Source organism: Mycoavidus sp. HKI (genome assembly GCF_020023735.2).
Lineage (GTDB): Bacteria > Pseudomonadota > Gammaproteobacteria > Burkholderiales > Burkholderiaceae > Mycoavidus.
Map to the genome: position 1 here is coordinate 548774 of NZ_CP076444.2, position 19898 is coordinate 568671.

Consider the following 19898-nt stretch of genomic DNA (forward strand, 5'->3'; position numbering starts at 1 on the left):
TATGCGACTGATGATTGATGAGTCTGGCTGGATTGAGGCTGTATCTCCACAAAAGTCTCCTAATTTTAATGCGCGGCCGATTGGTATTACGCCGACGCTGATTGTGATACACAATATTAGTTTGCCGCCAGGTGAATTTGGTGGGCCACAAGTGGCTGAGTTCTTTTGTAATCGACTTGATTTTGATGCGCATTCATATTACGGCGAGATACGGCGGCTGCAGGTATCTGCTCATTTTCTGATTCGGCGTAATGGCGACTTGCAGCAATTTGTCTCTTGCGACGACCGCGCTTGGCATGCGGGAGCCTCCAATTTTTTCGGGCGTGAAGGGTGCAATGATTTTTCGATTGGGATTGAACTTGAAGGGGTCGACACGGTCCCATTTGAAGCCACTCAATATCTTAAGCTTGCAGAACTGATTAAAGCCCTCATGGATCGCTATCCAATTGGCGCCCTGGTTGGGCATGAGGATATTGCTCCTGGGCGAAAAACTGACCCAGGCCCCCATTTTGATTGGCAGCGTTTGCGTGTTTTGAGCGGGCTTGCTGAAGTTTATTTTCCTTACCAAGGGCCCAATGGGCGAGAGTTAATGCACGAGCGGTGCAGAGAGTGCTAGCGGAGTAGGCTTGTGGTGCATAGTTTAGTATGTTCGTAGCGCGAATTCACAAAAGTCAAGGGTGTAAATAAAAAATAAAGCAGTGTTCAGTGCCTCATAAATTCACTATACTTGGTATCCGATGTTTTATTCAACACTATATCTTGTGGTCTGCACTCTTTTAGTGACAATGCAATATGCTCAAGCACAGCGTGCAAAGTTTGACGGCAAACAGGGTACAAATCAGTGCTAGGCTCGTATTGTGTTCATTTTCCCAGCCCTATTCGTAGACGTAAACGCGCATAGCTTTGAAGACAATTTCTTATTTTCAGCCGCGGTTTTGCCGCGCCTTCATCAAATAGACTAGGAGTTTTGCCGATGCAAACCACCGCATATAAGGCCCCGGCCGAAGAGAGCGCGCCGATTGGCCGCCCCGTTATCAATCAAGATGACCCCCATAGTAAAAATGCTGCGTCGGCTTTGGCTACGCAGACAGACACGTTGGCTGACTATAAAGTGATCCGCCGTAATGGCGCCGTGGTGATATTTGAGCCTTCTAAAATAGAAGTTGCCATGACGAAGGCTTTTTTGGCGGTTAATGGAGGGCAAGGCGCCGTTTCAACTCGTGTGCGCGAACAAGTCGCTCAGTTCACACAACATGTAGTGCATGCGCTTATGCGTAGCCGTCCTGCTGGCGGCACGTTTCATATTGAAGACATTCAAGATCAAGTTGAGCTTGCGTTAATGCGCGCCGGCGAGCATAACGTCGCACGCGCCTATGTGTTGTATCGAGAAAAGCGCGCTCAAGAGCGTGCGTTGAATGATCAGGCGCAGCCAACCCTAGGCGTGATCCAGGTGACCGATGGGCCACTGATGCGGCCGCTTGATTTATCTGCACTTAATGCGCTGATTGTCAGCGCGTGCGAGGGTTTAGGCAGCGCGGTGCAAGCCGAGCCGATTGTGACTGAAACGATTAAAAATCTTTACGATGGGGTGCCGATTAGTCAAGTCTACGATTCAGCCATTCTTGCTGCGCGTACGATGATTGAGCAAGATCCGGCCTACAGTCAGGTAACGGCGCGTATTTTGCTGCACACGATGCGCCGCGAAGTGCTTGCGGAAGAAGTCGCGCCAGCAGAAATGGCCACTCGCTATGCTGAATATTTCCCGCAATTTATTAAACGGGGTATCGCAGCTGAACTGCTTGATGACAAGTTATTGCAGTTCGATCTAGAAAAGCTAGGCGCAGCGCTTGACGCCAGCCGCGATTTGCAATTTGGTTATCTCGGCTTGCAAACCCTCTATGATCGTTATTTTCTGCATCATGAGGGACAGCGGATTGAACTGCCGCAAGCCTTTTTTATGCGGGTGGCGATGGGGCTTGCACTGAATGAAGCCGATCGTGAAGCGTGCGCCATTGAGTTTTACCAGGTGCTGTCAAAATTCGATTTCATGAGTTCAACCCCAACCCTATTTAATTCTGGCACGCGTCGCGCGCAATTGTCGTCATGTTATTTGACAACGGTGGACGATGATCTGGAAGGTATTTATGAGGCATTAAAAGAAAACGCGCTATTGTCAAAATTTGCCGGCGGCTTGGGCAATGATTGGACGCAGGTACGCGCGCTAGGCTCGCATATCAAAGGTACAAATGGTAAGTCGCAAGGAGTCGTTCCTTTTCTAAAGGTGGTCAACGACACCGCGGTTGCTGTCAATCAAGGCGGCAAACGTAAAGGCGCGGTATGTGCTTATCTGGAAACATGGCATTTAGATATTGAGGAATTTCTCGAGTTGCGCAAAAACACGGGGGATGATCGTCGCCGCACGCACGATATGAATACGGCCAACTGGATTCCAGATCTCTTTATGAAGCGCGTGATTGAGGATGCAGATTGGACCTTGTTTTCCCCTTCAAGTTGCCCGGATTTGCACGATAAATTTGGCGCTGAATTTGAAACTGCTTACGTAGGCTATGAAGAGAAGGCTGCGCGTGGCGAGATTACGCTCTTTAAGAAAGTATCCGCTGCTCAGTTGTGGCGCAAAATGCTGGGCATGCTGTTTGAAACCGGTCACCCTTGGATTACATTCAAAGATCCGTGCAATATCCGCTCCCCGCAGCAGCATGTTGGGGTCGTGCATTCGTCGAATTTGTGTACGGAAATTACGCTCAATACTAATGAGAGTGAAATCGCAGTATGTAATTTGGGCTCAGTCAATTTGGTTGCACACCTCAGCCAGCAGGCAGATGGCAGCTTAGCGCTTGATCACGTTAAGCTGAAAAAGACCATCCAAACGGCGATGCGCATGCTCGACAATGTGATTGATATCAATTATTACGCTGTGCAAAAGGCGCGCCATTCAAATTTGAAGCATCGGCCAGTAGGGCTGGGCATTATGGGTTTCCAAGATTGCTTGCATTTATTGCGCTATCCCTATGCTTCGCAGGCGGCAGTTGAATTTGCTGATCGTTCGATGGAAACTGTGTGTTATTACGCATATTGGGCTTCGACTGAATTGGCCGCTGAGCGTGGTTGCTACTCAACCTATCAGGGCTCGTTGTGGGAGCGAGGGATTTTGCCGCAAGACACACTGAAACTTCTGGCTGATGCACGTGGCGGTTATGTCGAGGTGGATCAAACCAGCTCGCTTGACTGGGATGTGTTGCGCAGCCGCATTGCTCAGCACGGCATGCGCAATTCGAATTGCGTCGCGATTGCACCAACCGCCACCATTTCAAACATCATTGGGGTATCGGCATGTATTGAGCCGACTTTCCAAAATCTCTATGTGAAATCGAACCTATCGGGTGAGTTCACCATGGTGAACGATTATCTGGTGCGCGATTTGAAAGCGCGTGGCTTGTGGGATGAAGTGATGGTAGCCGATCTGAAATATTTCGATGGCATGTTGACTCGTATCGACCGAATTCCGGCTGAGTTGCGCGCGCTGTACGCCACCGCTTTTGAAATTGACCCTAAATGGTTAGTTGAAGCAGCCTCTCGCCGGCAGAAATGGATTGATCAGGCGCAATCGTTAAATATTTATATGGCGGGTGTTTCTGGCAAGCGGCTGGATGAGATTTATCGGCTCGCTTGGGTGCGCGGCTTAAAGACCACGTATTATCTGCGTACGATGGCCGCTACCCATGTTGAGAAATCGACAGTGGCGCATGGCGCACTAAACGCTGTGTCAGCTTTGGCGCCTGACAGTACTGACCTGAATAGTCTCGCACAAGCGGAGCAAGAGTCAGCTCCAGTGTGCATGCTGCGGCCGGGTGATGCGGATTTTGATTCGTGTGAAGCTTGCCAATAAGAAACGGCGCGCGCATCTTTTTTGATGCGTGCTGAGCCTCTCAATTAAGAACAAGCAAGCGGCATCGATCGATGTTTAAGATTGAATTCGATGCGCTGGGCGCGCGCTTAAGTGAATCGAAGTGTTGTATGCAGGTTGCATACAACACTAAAAAAGCGCTTTTCACAACTGAACTCTTTTATCCCTTGTGAAAAGATGGTACAAACCGATTTATATCGATGGTGAAATTTATGCTCAACTGGGACGAAGACATTACAGCTGAAACTCCCGCAAGTGGCGCACAGCACTCTTTCTCGCCTGAGTCCTCTGGACCTGTGCTTGACAGTGTGACTCGCCAACCTGATCAAGAGGCGCGCGTAAAAGCCGCGGACAAGCGCATCATTAACGGCAAAACCGATGTGAATCAATTGGTTCCGTTTAAATATAAATGGGCGTGGGAAAAGTATTTGTCTGGTTGCGCGAATCACTGGATGCCGCAAGAAATTAATATGTCGCGCGATATCGCGCTGTGGAAAGATCCGAATGGCCTGACTGAGGATGAGCGCCGAGTCGTTAAGCGCAATCTCGGATTTTTCGTCACGGCAGATTCGTTGGCGGCGAATAACATTGTCCTGGGGACATATCGTCATATTACAGCGCCTGAGTGTCGGCAATATCTATTGCGCCAGGCGTTTGAAGAAGCGATTCATACCCATGCGTATCAATATATTGTCGAATCACTGGGCTTAGACGAAGGCGAGATCTTCAATGCTTACCATGAGGTTCCATCGATCCGTGCGAAGGATGAATTCCTGATTCCGTTCATTCATACATTGACCGATCCTGCTTTTAAGACCGGCACGCCAGCCGCAGATCAAGCTTTGCTGAAATCGCTGATCATGTTTGCGTGCGTGATGGAAGGGCTATTCTTTTATGTTGGCTTTACGCAGATCTTAGCGCTGGGCCGGCAAAACAAGATGACTGGCGCGGCTGAGCAATATCAATACATTTTGCGCGACGAATCATTGCATTGTAATTTTGGCATTGATTTGATCAACCAAATCAAACTCGAAAATCCGCACTTATGGACGTCTGAATTTCGCGAGGAAATTCGCGAGTTGTTCAAAACAGCGGTCGATCTCGAATACCGTTACGCTGAAGATACGATGCCGCGCGGCGTGCTTGGATTGAATGCATCAATGTTTAAAGGCTACTTGCGTTTTATTTGTAATCGGCGTTGTTCCCAAATTGGCCTTGAGCAGCTTTTTCCAAAAGAAGAGAATCCTTTTCCGTGGATGAGCGAGATGATTGACTTAAAGAAAGAGCGTAATTTTTTTGAGACGCGAGTTATTGAGTATCAAACTGGCGGCGCGCTCAATTGGGAATAGTGACGACAGACAAGATGATGATAAGTCTGGCAAATTACACCTCCTTTAAAGACTATTCTATGAAAAAAATCACGCGGTTTTGCCGTGATTTTTTTCAGCAAGGGCCGGCCTGGGTGTCGGCGTTTTTTGGGCATGTACAGTACTCAAAAGAGAGCGTATATGTGTTGCCATATTCATTAGCGTAGGCCAAATATGAAGCGTACGCCGATGAATGGTTCGTTTTTCGCGAGTGCAGATAAGCAATGCACTTGCGAAAGGCGGACTTCGACCAAGGGTGTTGTTTGTTCGATTCTTATCTGAAACTTGAAGGAGTAAATAATGGTTACTGCTAAAAAGAAACCTGCTGTAAAGAAAGAGACGGCTAAACCCGTAGTAAAGAAAGCTGCTGTGAAGAAAACGACTACAGCTCAAAAAGCTACTGCTAAGAAAAGTGTAGTGAAGAAAGCCCCAGCCAAGAAAGTTGTCGCTCAAAAGACCGCTGTAAAAAAAGTAGCGGCGAAGAAGGTAGCCGCGAAGAAGGCTCCGGTCAAGAAAGTGGTAGCTAAAAAAGTCGTAGCGAAGAAAGCAGTGGCAAAAAAAACGGTAGCCAAGAAAGCAGTGGCGAAAAAAGTGCCAGCTAAGAAAGTTGTCGCTAAAAAGGTTGCTGTGAAAAAAGTCGCAGCGAAAAAAACTGTGGCGAAAACAACGCCAGTAAAAAAAGTAGTAGCCAAAAAAGCAGTGGCTAAAAAGGTCGTGGCTAAAAAAGCCGTAGTCAAAAAAGTGGCTACAGTTAAAAAGGCTGTAGCAAAGAAAGCTACCGTGGCCAAAAAAGCCGTAGTTAAAAAAGTGGCTGCAGTTAAAAAGACTGTAGCAAAGAAAGCTACCGTGGCTAAAAAAGCCGTAGTCAAAAAAGTGGCTGTAGTCAAAAAGGCTGTAGCAAAGAAAGCTACCCCGGTAAAAAAAGCCGGGTCGGCAAAAAAGCCATCCTCGGCGATCACTAAACCAGCGGTAACAACGCCCGTGACAATCCCATCAAGCTCTACATCGAGTGTCAAAACCGCGTTGAATCCGGCGGCTGCTTGGCCGTTCCCAACCGGCAGCCGGCCGTAACTTTAGGCGGTAGGTGTAAGTTGATATGTAGGCAGCTCGCTGCATCGATTGATCGGGTTCTGACTCGATCCTATATCCCGCCGATCTGCATTTGCCAGATAGCGGGATATTTTCTTGATTTAAAGAAATCAAGAAAATGGCTGATTAGTGGGTGACGCGAGTGATCCCGCTACCTGACACTAAACGTACCCGCTCACCGGCTCGGAATATTTCTTGTGTAGCTTCCTGAGTAATTGCGCGCACCTCACCGTTGTCAAGACGTACCGTGATTTCTAGCCCACTACGCTTGGCGATTCCCCCTTCAATGGCATCGCCCGCAACTGCACCGCCAAGGCCTCCCACGATACCGGTCAGCAGTGCGCCGCGTCCGCCACCAATGGTGCTAGCCGCAATTGCACCTAAAGCACCACCACCGAGCGCGCCTAGACCGCTTGGCTGGCCATTGTCTGCTTGGATTTTAACCGCGCGTACGCTGGCAATGGTACCCAAGCGCACGGTTTGTTCACGCCGCGCTTGGTTCGCCGTGTAGACATCAGCTGAACTGCTCTGTAGTGCGCAGCCTTGTAATGCAAAAGCGCTGGCCAGCAAGACAGTGGCTGTAACGCGAATCATCTTATCCATACATTTCTCCAAAAAATGACTGTAGGCTGCCGCCATTACTGTAAGCTGTAAGAAAATGTTTGTTTGAAAGATTGATGGATGGTATCCCGTCTATGAGGATAGTTTTGCGGACCTTGGTGGGCAATTTGGATTGAACCCATTAAATTCGCTAGGCGACCGGTTGTGGCCCAATCTAAGCCGTGTTCGAGGCCATAGAGTAAGCCACCTCGGAAGGCATCTCCGCATCCGGTTGGATCAATGACCTGCTCAACCGGAACGGCAGGAATGGTGGTCGTACTACCATCATGGTGAATTAAGACGCCATGCTCTCCACGGGTAATGATCAGTGCCTTAACCCGCTCGACAATCTGTGCAATTGACCAGCCGGTTTTATTGCTCAATAGCTCTGCCTCATAGTCATTGACGGTGACATAGGTGGCAAGCTCGATCATTTTTTTTAGCTCGGCGCCTTGGAACAGGGGCAGCCCTTGGCCGGGATCGAAAATAAACGGAATATTAGCTGCTGCAAATTGTTCCGTATGCTGACGCATGGCATCGCCGCCGTCTGGTGAGACGATACCCAGGGTGATATTCTGGGTTTGGCTCACGTGGTTGACGTGCGCCTGTAACATCGCACCTGCATGAAAGGTTGTGATCTGGTTGTTTTCAAGATCAGTGGTGACCATCGCTTGCGCTGTATACATCTCAGGTATCACGCGCAAATAATCAGTCGGTAATTTGAGCTTAGCTAGATGGGCGAGATAGTCTTGTGCATCTATTTCACCCAGTGTGCCCATGATGTATGGCGTACCTCCGAGAGTGTTCAGGCTGTAAGCAATATTACCTGCACAGCCGCCAAATTCACGGCGCATGGTGGGTACCAGAAAGCTGATATTCAGGATGTGCGCCTGTTCCCGTAAAATGTGCTCGCTAAAACGCCCCTCAAAGGTCATTAACGTGTCATAGGCGAGTGAACCGCAGATGAGTGTACTCATGGCCTTACCTCAGCACGGCAAGCGCGGCTTCATAATTAGGCTCGTGCTTGATTTCGGACACACGTTCTGCATGTAGAACTTGATCGTTTTCATCAAGCACCAATACTGCGCGTGCCGTCAGGCCAGCGAGTGGCGAGCTGGTTATCTCAACCCCATAGTGTTTGGCAAACTCAGGGTGGCGAAAAGTTGACAGCGTAACTAGATGGTTAATCCCTTCGGTGGTGCAAAAGCGTGCTGCGGCAAACGGCAGATCGGCTGAGATGACCAGGACCACCGTATTATTAAGCTGGCTGGCAGCCTGATTGAAGGTACGCGTGGAGGTCGCGCAAACCGGGGTATCCAAGCTCGGCACAATATTTAAGACCTTGCGTTTACCCGCAAAATCAGTCAGTTTAACTTCAGCCAAATCTTTGCCGGTGAGGGTAAAAGATGGCGCGGTTTGATGAAGTGTTGGGAAGGTGCCGCTGATATTGACGGGCGTGCCGCCGAGGGTAACTGTAGACATTGTAATTCCTATTAAAGGTTAAAAATGACTTTCAGAGTGGCCGCTGACCGGTCAAGCACACCCAGCCTTCCTCGGCGCGCCAAACCGATAATTTAAGCCAAGGCGCATAGGTGTGTATCAGTTCGTCTGCCTGGCGCTCAAGGATACCAGAAAGGGCAAGTTGACCGCCTGGACGTATTTTTGCACATAACATTGAGGCCATCAACTTAAGCGGATTCGCCAAAATATTGGCGACAACGAGATCGAATTGCCCGGTTTCGCCATCATCGGGGGTCTGGTAGGTGATCTCTGCTAGGTTCTGTTCGCTGTTGCGGCGCGCCGCGACAATCGCTTGTGGATCGATATCAATGCCAAGGACATGCGTTGCGCCACATTTCTTAGCGAGAATAGCCAAGATGCCGGAGCCGCAGCCGTAATCGAGCACCGAGTGGCCGGCAGTGACGGTTGCTTCAAGCCATTCCATGCATAGCTTCGTCGTGGGATGGCTGCCAGTGCCAAAGGCAAGCCCCGGATCTAGCGCGAGTATCAGCGCATCTTGAGGCGCTTCTGGGGGCAGCAGATGCCATGAAGGGACGACCCAGATGCGCTGGCCGATCGGGATCGGCTCGAATTGCGCTTGGGTGAGCTGAACCCAGTCTTGATTCGGCACTTCACGCACATGATAGGGCGGCAGCGATGTTAGACCAAGCTCATTGGCTGCCGCGCCGAGCAAAAGCGCGGGCTCTTGCGAGCCGGCAATCAGCACGCTGAGCCGCGAAAGTTGCCACGCGGCATGAGGCGGCTCATGACCGGGCTCGCCAAAAAGTGGCTGCTCATCAAGCGTATCGGCTTGTGCATCTTCAAGCGATACCGATAGGGCGCCTAATTCGAGCAGGATATCGGAGAGCGCTTGCGCATCCGCTTGAGTAAGCTCGACTACGAGTTCACGATAGCTTGGCGTATTCATGCTGTTTGGTTTGGGTCATGCCTTTTTTGGGGTGACTTGCAGTTTAGCTGCCAGCTTATTTTCAAGATAATGAATGCTGGTACCCCCTGCAACAAATTTTGCATCGAGCATGAGTTCGCGATGTAATGGAATATTGGTATGAATGCCTTCCACTACCATTTCGGAGAGCGCAATATGCATCCGGCTAATCGCTTGTTCGCGGGTGACCCCATACGCGATCACTTTCCCAATCATTGAATCATAATGAGAGGGGACAAAATAACCGTTATATGCATGTGAATCGACTCGAATGCCGGGTCCTCCTGGGGTATGCCATGATGTAATGCGGCCAGGCGAAGGCGTGAATTTATAAGCATCCTCAGCGTTGATCCGGCATTCGATAGCATGACCTTTGAGCACGACGTCTCGTTGTTTAAAGCGCAATTTTTCCCCCGCAGCGACGCGGATTTGTTCTTGCACGAGATCGATGCCGGTAATCATCTCCGTGACAGGATGCTCGACTTGTATGCGCGTATTCATTTCAATGAAATAAAATTCATTGTTCTCATATAAAAATTCAAATGTGCCGGCACCGAGGTAGCCCATTTTTTTACATGCTTCTACACAGCGATCGCCAATGCGTTCGACCAGGCGGCGCGGGATGTTTGGCGCAGGCGCTTCTTCGATCACTTTTTGGTGACGGCGCTGCATTGAGCAGTCGCGTTCGCCCAGCCAGATGGCGTGCTTGAATGAATCGGCCAAAACTTGGATTTCGATGTGCCGTGGGTTCTCAAGGAACTTTTCCATATACACTTGGGGGTTGCCAAATGCGCGCCCGGCTTCTTCACGGGTCATATTGACGGCGTTAATCAGCGCGGCTTCCGTATGGACCACGCGCATGCCGCGTCCGCCGCCGCCGCCAGCCGCTTTGATAATCACTGGGTAAGTAATTTGCCGCGCAATCTTGATGATTTCTTTCGGATCTTCAGGTAAGGCGCCTTCGGAGCCAGGTACACAGGGTACCGCCGCTTTTAGCATCGTTTGTTTCGCCGATACTTTGTCGCCCATTAAACGAATGGTTTCGGGGCGTGGTCCGATAAAGGTAAAGCCTGACTGTTCGACGCGCTCGGCAAAATCGGCGTTTTCCGATAAAAAGCCATAGCCGGGATGAATTGCTTCGGCATCAGTAACTTCAGCTGCGCTAATGATGGCTGGCATATTGAGATAGGACTGCGGGGAAGGCGCGGGTCCAATGCAGACGGCTTCATCGGCTAAGCGCACGTATTTGGCTTCTTTGTCTGCTTCTGAATAGACAACCACGGTTTTGACGCCAAGTTCGCGGCACGCGCGTTGAATCCGTAGAGCGATTTCGCCACGATTGGCGATTAAGATTTTTTCAAACATATGAGGTTATTGGCTTTTAAGCAATGACAAATAAGCGTTGCCCATATTCGACAGGTTGGCCATTTTCAACCAAAATTTCTTTCACAACACCTGTTTTATCGGACTCAATTTCGTTGAGTAACTTCATTGCTTCGATGAGGCAAAGTGTTTGGCCTTCTTTGACGCTATCGCCAATTTGCACAAAAGGATCTGAGCCTGGCGATGGAGCGCGATAGAAGGTGCCGACCATCGGTGAAGTCACTACATGACCTGGTAAAACTTCGCTAGGAGTCACTTCTGCGCTTGCTGCTGGCGTAGTGTTAGCCGTGACCTCGGTCACGTTACCTTGGATCGGCGCGCTGAACTGCATAGCGGGTCCAGGCGCGGGTAAATAAACGGGTGCCGTATTTTTGACAATCCGAACTTTACCTTCTCCTTCGGTGACTTCTAGTTCAGAAATACAAGATTCCGCTACTAGGTCGATAAGTGTTTTGAGCTTACGTAAATCCATTGATAAGTCCCTATGAAATAATGGCCGCCGTAACAGCGCATAATAACTAATTAGCTTGGCTTAAGTGTATCAAGCGCAAATTCGAGCGCGAATAGATAACTTTGCCATCCAAGGCCGCAAATCACGCCAAGCGCTTGACTTGAAAGAAATGATTGATGCCTAAATGCCTCGCGGCGATGAATATTCGATAAATGCACTTCGATAAATGGAATGTCCACTCCAACGAGTGCATCACGTAGCGCTACACTCGTATGCGTGAGGCCGGCCGGATTGATGACAATGAAATCAATACCTTCAGCCTTGGCGCGGTGCACCCGGTCAATTAATACTCCTTCATGGTTGCTTTGAAAGGTCTCGACTGCGGCGCCTAAGGATTCAGCGCGGTGGTGTAAGCGCTGGTCGATTTCGCTGAGCGTCAGATGACCATATACCTCCGGCTCTCGTGAGCCGAGTAAATTGAGGTTAGGACCATGCAACACCAGTAGCCGAGCAATCATTTAATATCTAATTTAGAGAAATTGGGCGAACTTTACAGCCGAATGGCGAAGTTTGTCCAGTTTAATAAAAAATAAGAGAGGAAAATCGCTCAGTTAGGAGAAATATATTTTGTACGCAAAACAGCTTAAATGACCATTATAAATTATTAAATTGTTGACGGAACTCGGCCGCGCTACGGCGACCTAGCGCGGTATAGTGAATTTCTCCTGCTTTATTTAGGATAACGGTGAAGGGCAGTCCACCTTGGGTATTGCCGAAGCCACGCGCCAATTCGATACCGCCGAAACCGGCAATATATAATGGATAAGGCACTTTAACTTTTTGGGTAAATTGCTCGACATGACTGGCTGAATCGACAGCGACGCCGATAAACTGAATACCCGTGCGCGCATATTCATTATAAAGTGCTGACAGCGTTTCGATTTCTTTAAGGCAATGCGGGCACCAGGGCGCCCAAAAATGAATCACAAGCGGCTTGCCGCGGTACTGCGCCAGAGATTGTTGGTGGCTGATAGCGGCGGGCGCTGGTGCCGTAGAGCCGGGCAGTTGAGGCAGTTTAGTCTGCCACCAATTGGTTAACGCAGGCGGCGGTACACGATCGCGCGCGCTAGCGTAGAAGGGGACACTTGCCGTCACAGCGGCGGCCCATATAACCAAAAATATAAGAGATTTTCGTAACATTTAAATATGATACAGAAAATTTCGCCACATTGACCATGCGCGAGGGTTTTTGCGGTTCACGTACCTCAGGTACAATCCTAGGTTTTATCAGCCTTCTGCGGCTGGTCTGAGTTGCGCCCAATTCTGATTCTTTATGCATATTCACATTCTCGGCATTTGCGGCACCTTCATGGGAGGGCTTGCTGTGCTTGCGCGTCAAGCAGGCCATCGGGTGACGGGTTGCGATGCACATGTGTACCCACCGATGAGTACGCAGCTTGCAGCACAAGGCATTGAACTCATCGACGGTTATAGCGCTGACCAACTTGCATTAAATGCCGATCTTTATGTGGTCGGTAATGTCGTGACGCGCGGCAACCCACTCATGGAAGCGATTCTCGACCAAGGCTTGCCTTACACCTCGGGTCCGCAATGGCTTGGCGAATATGTGCTGTCTAATAAATGGGTCTTGGCAGTAGCCGGTACGCACGGCAAAACAACGACGGCGTCCATCCTTGCTTGGCTGCTCGAGGAGGCTGGACTGAATCCGGGCTTTTTAATCGGCGGCGTGCCATTAAATTTGAATATCTCAGCACGGCTGACGGCATCAAATTTTTTTGTGATTGAGGCAGATGAATATGATACGGCGTTTTTCGATAAGCGCTCTAAATTTATCCACTATCGTCCACGGACTGTCGTGCTCAATAATCTCGAATACGACCATGCAGACATCTTCCCCGATCTGGCTGCGATTGAAACGCAATTTCATCATTTAGTGCGTACGGTTCCGGCTGCCGGACGGATTATTGTGAATGGTCGCGATGAGGCGCTTGAGCGCGTGCTAACACGGGGTTGCTGGAGTGAGGTTGAACCTTTTGGCGTGGCAGACGGCTGGCAATCGCAGCCGATTGATGAGCGTCCAATTGATCAATCTTTTGCCGTTTGCTGGCAGGCACAACGAGTCGGCACCGTCAGTTGGCAGAGTTTGGGCGAACATAATCGGCTCAATGCGTTGGCGGCATTGGCCGCGGCGCGCCATGTTGGCGTAGCTCCGGCTGCCGGTGCTGAAGCGTTGGCGCGTTTTGCCGGGATTAAGCGCCGCATGGAAACATCCGGTTGTGTGGGGGGCATCACTGTCTATGATGATTTTGCTCATCATCCGAGCGCAATTAGCACTACCATTGCTGGCTTGCGCGCGCGTATCGGGGCCCAGGCGCGCATTCTGGCTGTGCTTGAGCCCCGCTCAAATACAATGAAATTGGGCGTGATGAAAGCTCTGTTGCCAGCGAGTCTGGCACAAGCTGATCTGATCTTCGCATATGGTGCGCCAGCGGGGCCTGACGCGCTCGGCTGGGATTTGGCTCAAACACTGGCGCCACTTGGTGAGCGCGCTTATGCTTTCAATCATCTTGAGGCGCTGGCGCACGCTGTCATCATGGCAGCGCGGCCAAGCGATCACATCGTGGTGATGAGCAATGGCAGCTTTGGCGGTATTCATACGAAACTGCTTGCAATGCTTTCTGCAAAAGAATGCACGGCAAGCGATTTTGATTTAGGGAAGGGTGTGTGAACGTTTTTTTTGAAGATTCCGGTAGTTTTAAGGCAGGAACTGTATTGTCGCGCCAAAATGAAACGTTGCAAGTTGAATTACTCGGCGGGCGGCGGATTAAGGTAAAAGGCAAAGATGTCCTGCTTGAGTTTTCGGCGCCGACGGCAGCAGAATTGATGCAGTCCGCTGAGACCTGCGCCCAGACCATCGAATTAGATTTTTTGTGGGAGTGCGCGGGTACCGATGAATTTAACTTTGCGGCGCTTGCTGAAGAATATTTTGGGATGCAGGCCACCTCAGTTGAGCGAGCAGCGCTTGCACTCCGCTTACATAGCGCGCCGGTCTATTTTCGTCGTAAAGGGCGCGGGCAATATCAGCGCGCACCGGAAGAGCAGCTCAAAGCCGCATTGGCCGCTCTTGAGCGGCGTAGTCAACAAGCGGCATTGCAGGCCACTTATGAAGCTGAATTAACCGCGCATCGGTTGCCGGCGGCTTTTGAGGGTAAAGTGCTGACGCTATTAACTAAGCCTGACAAAAATTCAATCGAACACAAAGCGTTAGAGGCAGCAGCCAGCGCTTGCGGTACTTCAGTCGCGCAATTAATCCTTGATTGTGGCGCCATTCCTTCTGCGCGTGCATTGCATGAAAGTCGCTTTTTGGCTGAATATTTTCCGCATGGCATCGGCTTTGGGCCAGCCGCTGCATATTCTGAGCAGCCGGCCGAGAGTATGCTCGCCGAGCGACCTGCCACTGAAATCCAAGCCTTTTCGATCGATGATCTCAGCACGACCGAAATCGATGACGCTTTCTCGGTCGAATGGCTAGCAAATGGCCGCTTGCGCATTGGCGTACATATTGCAGCGCCGGCTCTTGGCATAGCGCGGGACGACATCATCGACCTGCAGGCGCGCACGCGCCTATCGACAGTTTATGTTCCGGGCGACAAAATCACCATGCTGCCCGCCGCACTGGTCGATACTTTCACTTTAAAGGAAGGCGGGCTACGGCCTGTATTGTCGTTTTATACGATTATCGATAGCGCTACGCAAGATATTGTCGCGACTGAGACGCGCGTCGAGCGTGTCTTTATCGCGCACAATCTGCGCCATAATTTGCTTGAGGCGACAGTCACGGCAGAGGCCATTGCAGCGGGAGAGGGCGCTTACCCCTATAAAAAAGAGATCGCAGTACTTTGGCCATTCGCGCAAGCGCTCTACGAAAAACGGCAGCAAGCTCGCATCAATTATGGGCTTAAGCGTGAAACACCACGCCACGCAGATTTCAATTTTGCCATCGAAGGTGAATCTGTCTCAATCACCCCGCGCCGGCGTGGCTCCCCGCTTGATCTGATTGTTGCTGAGTTGGCGATTTTAGTGAACAGCAGTTGGGGCGCTTTGTTAGCTAAATACGGCGTGCCAGGTATTTACCGTGCGCAACGCGCCTTTGGTCTCAACCGCACGCGTATGCAAATTGGCCCTGCGCCGCACGAAGGGCTGGGGGTTGAGCAATATGCATGGAGCACCTCACCGTTGCGCCGCTATATCGATTTAGTGAACCAATGGCAGCTACTGGCATGTGTGCAACATGGTGTGGCGGCTAAATTGGTGGCGCCGTTTAAGCCGAAAGACGTAGACTTGTACGCGATTGTGCAAAATTTTGAAGATACTTATCAAGCCTATGCGGATCATCAGAACCGGATGGAACGCTTCTGGTGCTTGCGTTGGCTCAAGCAAGAAAAGCGTAAGCGTGTGCTGGCCTCTGTCATAAAAGGCGATTTGGTTAGGTTTGACGAAATCCCACTCTTGCTCCATGTGCCCGGCCTTGGCGTACATGCGCGCGATACCAAGCTTTGGCTCGATATTCTAGCGATAGACGAGCTCAATATTGAAGTTTCATGCCGTCTGTCGCAAGTACTGGAGGTAAGTGAGACACAGGAGAATCTCACTGGCGATGCAGCGGCTAGCTGCGCCTAGATATGCCAGCGCAGACGGTTGATCGCTATGCGGTGATGGGTAATCCGGTGCAACAGAGCCAATCGCCGTTCATTCATGCCCGTTTTGCAGCACAGACAAGACAAAAAATCTGCTATACACGTGTATTAGCGCCGCTTAATGGCTTCACCGAAACCGCGCAAGATTTTATAGCGCACGGCGGACGCGGCTTAAATATCACTGTGCCATTCAAGCTTGACGCATATGCGTTAGCCAATACGCTATCGCCACGCGCAGCGGCTGCGGGTGCGGTGAATACCTTAAGAGTCGATGCGGGCGGCCTCTATGGTGACAATACCGATGGCGTTGGTTTGGTGCGAGACATTGAATCTAACCTAGGACTGGCGCTGGCGGGCCGTCGTGTTTTGCTACTTGGCGCGGGAGGTGCTGCGCGCGGGGTCATATTGCCATTGCTGCAAGCCAAAATCGCTGAAATCACGATTGTTAACCGTACTGCTGAGCGTGCGGTTGAGCTTGCTGATCATTTTGCGCAAGCAGCAGCAGACGCCGGGTGTAGATTAATCGGCGGAGGGCAAGAAGCTGCTCAACACGTATTCGATGTTGTGATTAACGCTACTGCCAGCAGCCTTACGACTGAGCTTCCGGTATTCAATGAGTGCGTGCTCAGTCCAAACACGCTCGCCTACGACATGATGTATGGGCCGCAACCTACTGTTTTTATGAGCTATGCGCAGCGCTATGGTGCACGTATAGCAGATGGACTAGGTATGCTGGTTGAGCAAGCGGCTGAAGCGTTTTTTGTCTGGCGCAATATTCGCCCAAATAGTGCGCCAGTACTTGCTGAATTACGTGTACTGCTTGATCAAAAGCGCACAGATTAAATTCAATTTCTCCAGTTTGGCAAAGGCGTCTTTTGCGGCAGACTTGAAGCGATCTCGCGTTATAACTTTATCTTGCGAAAAAAAATAATTGAACTATATTAGATAAAGGTTGTTGCTCTATACCTATAAAAGAAAAATTCAGTATGCATGAGCGGTTAGCTGCTAAGGGATGGGGACTAGAGATTTTTTGATTTCCTATTGATGTTTGGGGGAGATACCGATGGATGCGGTGAAAAGGCTTTGCGTGCGATGAAAAAAGTAGTGGTTTTGGTAATTTCTTAAATTTATTTAATGTCTCCCGATTTTTAATTGGACTTCATGGTAAAAATAAATGAAATTATCGTGAAAATTAGATAATTATTTAATCCTTTAACTTTTTCTATCAATAGCAATGAAACGAATTCTTCTATCTATATTTATAATATTTTTTTCCTTTGTGGGTTGTGGCGGAAGTAGCCAGGATAATGATGATACGCATGGAAGGAAAAAAGAAATAGCAGAAATTACCGGTGATACAGATGAAGGTGAAATTAATAAGTTAGTTCTAAGATTTAGGAAAAATGCACCTCATGTGAGAAAAAGTTTAATGGGGCCTATAGGAAGTATAGCGGAGGAAGTTATACTGCTGTTCGCTCGACAATTTGAAATTATGCAAGAAATTTCAACTTCGGAAAATAGGCCATCACCTACAGAATTGAATAAGATGGATCAAGATATCGCTCAATTAATCGAGGAAGTAGATAAAGTAAGATCAGAAATTCAAGAAATTGATAAATATAATTCAGAAGCATTAGATAAATTAAATGGATTAATATATCTCGCACAAGAAAATCTGAAGGGACTTGATGAATTGTATCCTAATTTAAACCTATTGCGCGAACGGTTTAAAAATTCAGGGAGGGTAGCTTCTGTGTTTTGTGCTCCTGCAGCTTGAAGAAAATATAAATTTACACTCCATTTGTTTTTGTTTTTTAGAGATGCATTAAGAATTTACAGGGATAGAGTAAACCCTGATTTAAATCGTATTGAGTACGCAATTATTAATGAGAAAGCTGAGTTTTATGAGATTATTGAAAATTAATTGACGAATATTTTTTAAGAAATTTTATGAAAATAATATTCAGTCAATGGTACACAAAAAAATTAAAATATTTGTCTCTCTCTACTCAATATTAAAATTGTTTTCTAATCCAGGCTAGATTAATGGATTTGTGGAATTTTTCGATTAAATAATTAGATGTTATTTAATTGAGGTTGTCAAGTGCTGCAGATGTAGACTTGGATATAATAATGAAAATATTAGAGAGTGCGGAGCGGGGACCTGAAATCTTATATTTCTTTACGTATCATAAGGTAGTGGCAATGCTATTTGAATTGTACAAAGATTATAGGCTTAACTAGATGAGCAAGAAATAAATTGGCTATATCTTTGTCGAAAGAAAATTTTCATGGAAACATGTTGTCGATCTGATTTTTTATAAATAAAATTTTTTGAAAAACTCTTTTGACTAAAATGTAAAATATATATTCTATAAAGAAACTTGAAAGTAAAAATAATTAGACTATATTAACAACTATTGCTTTACTTATAAGCAAGTGATCATAGTCAATTGACGACTACTGATTGATAATTTTTACTGATTTTAAACCTAAGGAGATAGCGATGGGTGCGGTAGAAAGTGTTTTGCGTGAAGTAGAAAAAGTGACAGTGAGACCTTTAGGAGAGGTAGCACGTACCGTAGAGAGAGAAGCGATAAGGCCTTTAGGAGAAGCCGCGCGTGAAGTAGAAAGAGTGACAATAAGGCCTTTAGGGCAAGTTCTACGGGGTGCTGAAAAAACAGCGATAAGACCTGTAACAGACCTTGCAAAAGACAGTATATTGATGATAGGACGTGTTTTAGATTTAGTTAAGCCAGATGCAGATGTGCCGCCTAATATAGATATGCAAACTATGGAGGCAAATATAGAGGAGTTGGCAGAGAAAGAGAGGCCTCACTATGAGAAATTGCAAGGAGATATAAACGAAGAAATATCACGGACATCGCCAAGTGAGGCAGATACTTTAAATTTTTTGGGGGAAATATATGAGTCTAATTCCAAAACATGGAGTATGTTGGAGAAAAAAATGAACCGTGATGAGGCTATTATAAATAACGAAGCTTATACTCGTGAATATCATGATCGTCTTCTTGAAAAGAATAACTTGGAGAAGAAATTGGAGGAACAAAGTAGTCCTCAATAATAATTTTTTTAAGAGATTATATTTTATTTTTGCCAGTCCCAGCACCGCCTTTGCGGTGCTGGGAAGGTTAGAATTAATTTGATAAGAAATTACCTTCTAATCTATGATTAAGATGCGAGGAAATTACAAAAAATTAGAGTGAGATCGAAATAGAAACGGTGTGGTTACAAAAGTAAATTTTTCTAAATTATCTAGGAGATCATGATGAATGCTTTGCAAGGGGCATTATTTGAAGTTGCTCGAGCTACGGTAAGGTCTCTAAATGACATTACGTGTGAACTAGAGAAATCGTCAAAATATCTTTCATCAGGGAATATTACTGATGGGCAAAAGACATCAGTGGCACATTTAGAGAAAGCTGCATGTGATTTAAAAGTATCGCTAATGGAGCCTTTAGGTGGCTTTGCAAGTAAAACGATGTCGCTGATGGCGCGTTTAAGAAATTTAGTTGAGCGAGCCGAGGAAGAGATGAAACCCAGTAAAGATATGGGTGCTTTGCAAAGAATTTTAGATGAGATAGCGGCAGACACCATCCAATTGCAACGAGGAATAAATGGTGCAATATTAGCAACGTCGCCAACTGCAAGAGAGAGTTTAATGCTTTTAGCAGGGTTAGCTAAAGAAGCAGATAGAATACGAGATATGATAGAGTACATTCAGGATAATGTTGAAATTATTCAAGATAATGAATGGCTTATCGAAAAAAACAAAAACCTGGCCCAAGAAAATAATGAACTAAGAACAAAAATTTTGAATAAAGCGTGAAGTGTAATTGAATATTAGCTACGCACATGCAAAGGTTTTTTTCACCTCCCTTTTTGATGGGTCACATTA

At 47.9% G+C, this 19898-nt stretch carries 18 protein-coding genes; 10 read left to right on the forward strand and 8 right to left on the reverse strand.

Annotated features, from left to right (window positions below; genetic code table 11):
- Position 1 precedes the first annotated feature (1 nt).
- The 4 genes from ampD (at position 2) to KMZ15_RS02310 (ending at position 6363) form a co-directional block, all read left to right on the forward strand.
- Positions 2-616, forward strand: coding sequence for a 1,6-anhydro-N-acetylmuramyl-L-alanine amidase AmpD (gene ampD, locus KMZ15_RS02295; RefSeq protein WP_223693758.1), 615 nt, complete (start codon positions 2-4; stop codon positions 614-616).
- A 357-nt stretch (positions 617-973) separates the two neighbouring features.
- A complete protein-coding gene (locus KMZ15_RS02300; protein WP_308710446.1) occupies positions 974-3907 on the forward strand; it encodes a ribonucleoside-diphosphate reductase subunit alpha in 2934 nt (977 codons plus the stop codon).
- A 230-nt stretch (positions 3908-4137) separates the two neighbouring features.
- Positions 4138-5274: a ribonucleotide-diphosphate reductase subunit beta gene (locus KMZ15_RS02305; RefSeq protein WP_223694651.1), complete on the forward strand. Its 1137-nt coding sequence runs from the start codon at positions 4138-4140 to the stop codon at positions 5272-5274.
- A 318-nt stretch (positions 5275-5592) separates the two neighbouring features.
- A complete protein-coding gene (locus KMZ15_RS02310) occupies positions 5593-6363 on the forward strand; it encodes a histone H1-like DNA-binding protein (protein WP_223693761.1) in 771 nt (256 codons plus the stop codon).
- A gap of 144 nt (positions 6364-6507) precedes the next feature.
- On the opposite strand, the gene KMZ15_RS02315 is transcribed toward KMZ15_RS02310, so the two are convergent.
- The 8 genes from KMZ15_RS02315 to KMZ15_RS02350 all read right to left on the reverse strand — a co-directional run bounded on the left by KMZ15_RS02315 (position 6508) and on the right by KMZ15_RS02350 (position 12416).
- Positions 6508-6984, reverse strand: coding sequence for a hypothetical protein (locus KMZ15_RS02315; RefSeq protein ID WP_223693764.1), 477 nt, complete (start codon positions 6982-6984; stop codon positions 6508-6510).
- A gap of 35 nt (positions 6985-7019) precedes the next feature.
- Positions 7020-7958: a carbohydrate kinase family protein gene (locus KMZ15_RS02320; RefSeq protein WP_223693766.1), complete on the reverse strand. Its 939-nt coding sequence runs from the start codon at positions 7956-7958 to the stop codon at positions 7020-7022.
- 4 nt (positions 7959-7962) lie between these two features.
- Positions 7963-8463, reverse strand: a complete 501-nt coding sequence (tpx, locus tag KMZ15_RS02325; protein WP_223693768.1) for a thiol peroxidase — start codon at positions 8461-8463, stop codon at positions 7963-7965.
- Positions 8464-8494: 31 nt separating this feature from the next.
- Positions 8495-9409 carry a 50S ribosomal protein L11 methyltransferase gene (gene prmA, locus KMZ15_RS02330; protein WP_223693770.1) on the reverse strand — a complete coding sequence of 305 codons (915 nt, stop codon included), beginning with the start codon at positions 9407-9409 and terminating at the stop codon, positions 8495-8497.
- A gap of 15 nt (positions 9410-9424) precedes the next feature.
- Positions 9425-10792, reverse strand: a complete 1368-nt coding sequence (gene accC, locus KMZ15_RS02335; RefSeq protein ID WP_223693773.1) for an acetyl-CoA carboxylase biotin carboxylase subunit — start codon at positions 10790-10792, stop codon at positions 9425-9427.
- Between the two features lie 16 nt (positions 10793-10808).
- Positions 10809-11282 (reverse strand): acetyl-CoA carboxylase biotin carboxyl carrier protein, encoded by a 474-nt coding sequence (gene accB, locus KMZ15_RS02340; RefSeq protein ID WP_223693775.1) that lies wholly within the window; start codon positions 11280-11282, stop codon positions 10809-10811.
- A 50-nt stretch (positions 11283-11332) separates the two neighbouring features.
- Positions 11333-11776, reverse strand: a complete 444-nt coding sequence (gene aroQ / locus KMZ15_RS02345; RefSeq protein WP_223694653.1) for a type II 3-dehydroquinate dehydratase — start codon at positions 11774-11776, stop codon at positions 11333-11335.
- Positions 11777-11915: 139 nt separating this feature from the next.
- Positions 11916-12416: a TlpA disulfide reductase family protein gene (locus tag KMZ15_RS02350; protein WP_223693778.1), complete on the reverse strand. Its 501-nt coding sequence runs from the start codon at positions 12414-12416 to the stop codon at positions 11916-11918.
- Positions 12417-12594: 178 nt separating this feature from the next.
- Here KMZ15_RS02350 and mpl point away from each other — a divergent pair, with 178 nt between their 5' ends.
- The 6 genes from mpl to KMZ15_RS02380 all read left to right on the forward strand — a co-directional run bounded on the left by mpl (position 12595) and on the right by KMZ15_RS02380 (position 19829).
- Positions 12595-14010 carry a UDP-N-acetylmuramate:L-alanyl-gamma-D-glutamyl-meso-diaminopimelate ligase gene (mpl, locus tag KMZ15_RS02355; protein ID WP_223693781.1) on the forward strand — a complete coding sequence of 472 codons (1416 nt, stop codon included), beginning with the start codon at positions 12595-12597 and terminating at the stop codon, positions 14008-14010.
- Positions 14007-15962 (forward strand): RNB domain-containing ribonuclease, encoded by a 1956-nt coding sequence (locus tag KMZ15_RS02360; RefSeq protein ID WP_223693783.1) that lies wholly within the window; start codon positions 14007-14009, stop codon positions 15960-15962. Before mpl ends, KMZ15_RS02360 begins: the two co-directional genes overlap by 4 nt.
- 2 nt (positions 15963-15964) lie before the next feature.
- Positions 15965-16822 (forward strand): shikimate dehydrogenase, encoded by an 858-nt coding sequence (gene aroE, locus KMZ15_RS02365; protein ID WP_223693786.1) that lies wholly within the window; start codon positions 15965-15967, stop codon positions 16820-16822.
- 391 nt (positions 16823-17213) lie between these two features.
- Positions 17214-17756, forward strand: a complete 543-nt coding sequence (locus KMZ15_RS02370) for a hypothetical protein (protein ID WP_223693788.1) — start codon at positions 17214-17216, stop codon at positions 17754-17756.
- Between the two features lie 729 nt (positions 17757-18485).
- A complete protein-coding gene (locus KMZ15_RS02375; protein ID WP_223693790.1) occupies positions 18486-19064 on the forward strand; it encodes a hypothetical protein in 579 nt (192 codons plus the stop codon).
- 201 nt (positions 19065-19265) lie between these two features.
- Entirely contained in the window at positions 19266-19829 is a 564-nt protein-coding gene (locus tag KMZ15_RS02380) for a hypothetical protein (protein ID WP_258134755.1), read from the forward strand.
- Positions 19830-19898 lie beyond the last annotated feature (69 nt).

Excerpts from the sequence above, each read along its gene's own strand:
- KMZ15_RS02305 (WP_223694651.1), top strand. The coding sequence starts at position 4,138 with ATGCTCAACTGGGACGAAGACATTACAGCTGAAACTCCCGCAAGTGGC.
- KMZ15_RS02375 (WP_223693790.1), top strand. The coding sequence starts at position 18,486 with ATGGGTGCGGTAGAAAGTGTTTTGCGTGAAGTAGAAAAAGTGACAGTG.
- aroE (WP_223693786.1), top strand. The coding sequence starts at position 15,965 with ATGCCAGCGCAGACGGTTGATCGCTATGCGGTGATGGGTAATCCGGTG.
- tpx (WP_223693768.1), bottom strand. The coding sequence starts at position 8,463 with ATGTCTACAGTTACCCTCGGCGGCACGCCCGTCAATATCAGCGGCACC.
- mpl (WP_223693781.1), top strand. The coding sequence starts at position 12,595 with ATGCATATTCACATTCTCGGCATTTGCGGCACCTTCATGGGAGGGCTT.
- KMZ15_RS02380 (WP_258134755.1), top strand. The coding sequence starts at position 19,266 with ATGATGAATGCTTTGCAAGGGGCATTATTTGAAGTTGCTCGAGCTACG.
- KMZ15_RS02300 (WP_308710446.1), top strand. The coding sequence starts at position 974 with ATGCAAACCACCGCATATAAGGCCCCGGCCGAAGAGAGCGCGCCGATT.
- KMZ15_RS02310 (WP_223693761.1), top strand. The coding sequence starts at position 5,593 with ATGGTTACTGCTAAAAAGAAACCTGCTGTAAAGAAAGAGACGGCTAAA.
- accB (WP_223693775.1), bottom strand. The coding sequence starts at position 11,282 with ATGGATTTACGTAAGCTCAAAACACTTATCGACCTAGTAGCGGAATCT.
- KMZ15_RS02320 (WP_223693766.1), bottom strand. The coding sequence starts at position 7,958 with ATGAGTACACTCATCTGCGGTTCACTCGCCTATGACACGTTAATGACC.
- KMZ15_RS02370 (WP_223693788.1), top strand. The coding sequence starts at position 17,214 with ATGAAACGAATTCTTCTATCTATATTTATAATATTTTTTTCCTTTGTG.
- ampD (WP_223693758.1), top strand. The coding sequence starts at position 2 with ATGCGACTGATGATTGATGAGTCTGGCTGGATTGAGGCTGTATCTCCA.
- prmA (WP_223693770.1), bottom strand. The coding sequence starts at position 9,409 with ATGAATACGCCAAGCTATCGTGAACTCGTAGTCGAGCTTACTCAAGCG.
- KMZ15_RS02315 (WP_223693764.1), bottom strand. The coding sequence starts at position 6,984 with ATGGATAAGATGATTCGCGTTACAGCCACTGTCTTGCTGGCCAGCGCT.
- accC (WP_223693773.1), bottom strand. The coding sequence starts at position 10,792 with ATGTTTGAAAAAATCTTAATCGCCAATCGTGGCGAAATCGCTCTACGG.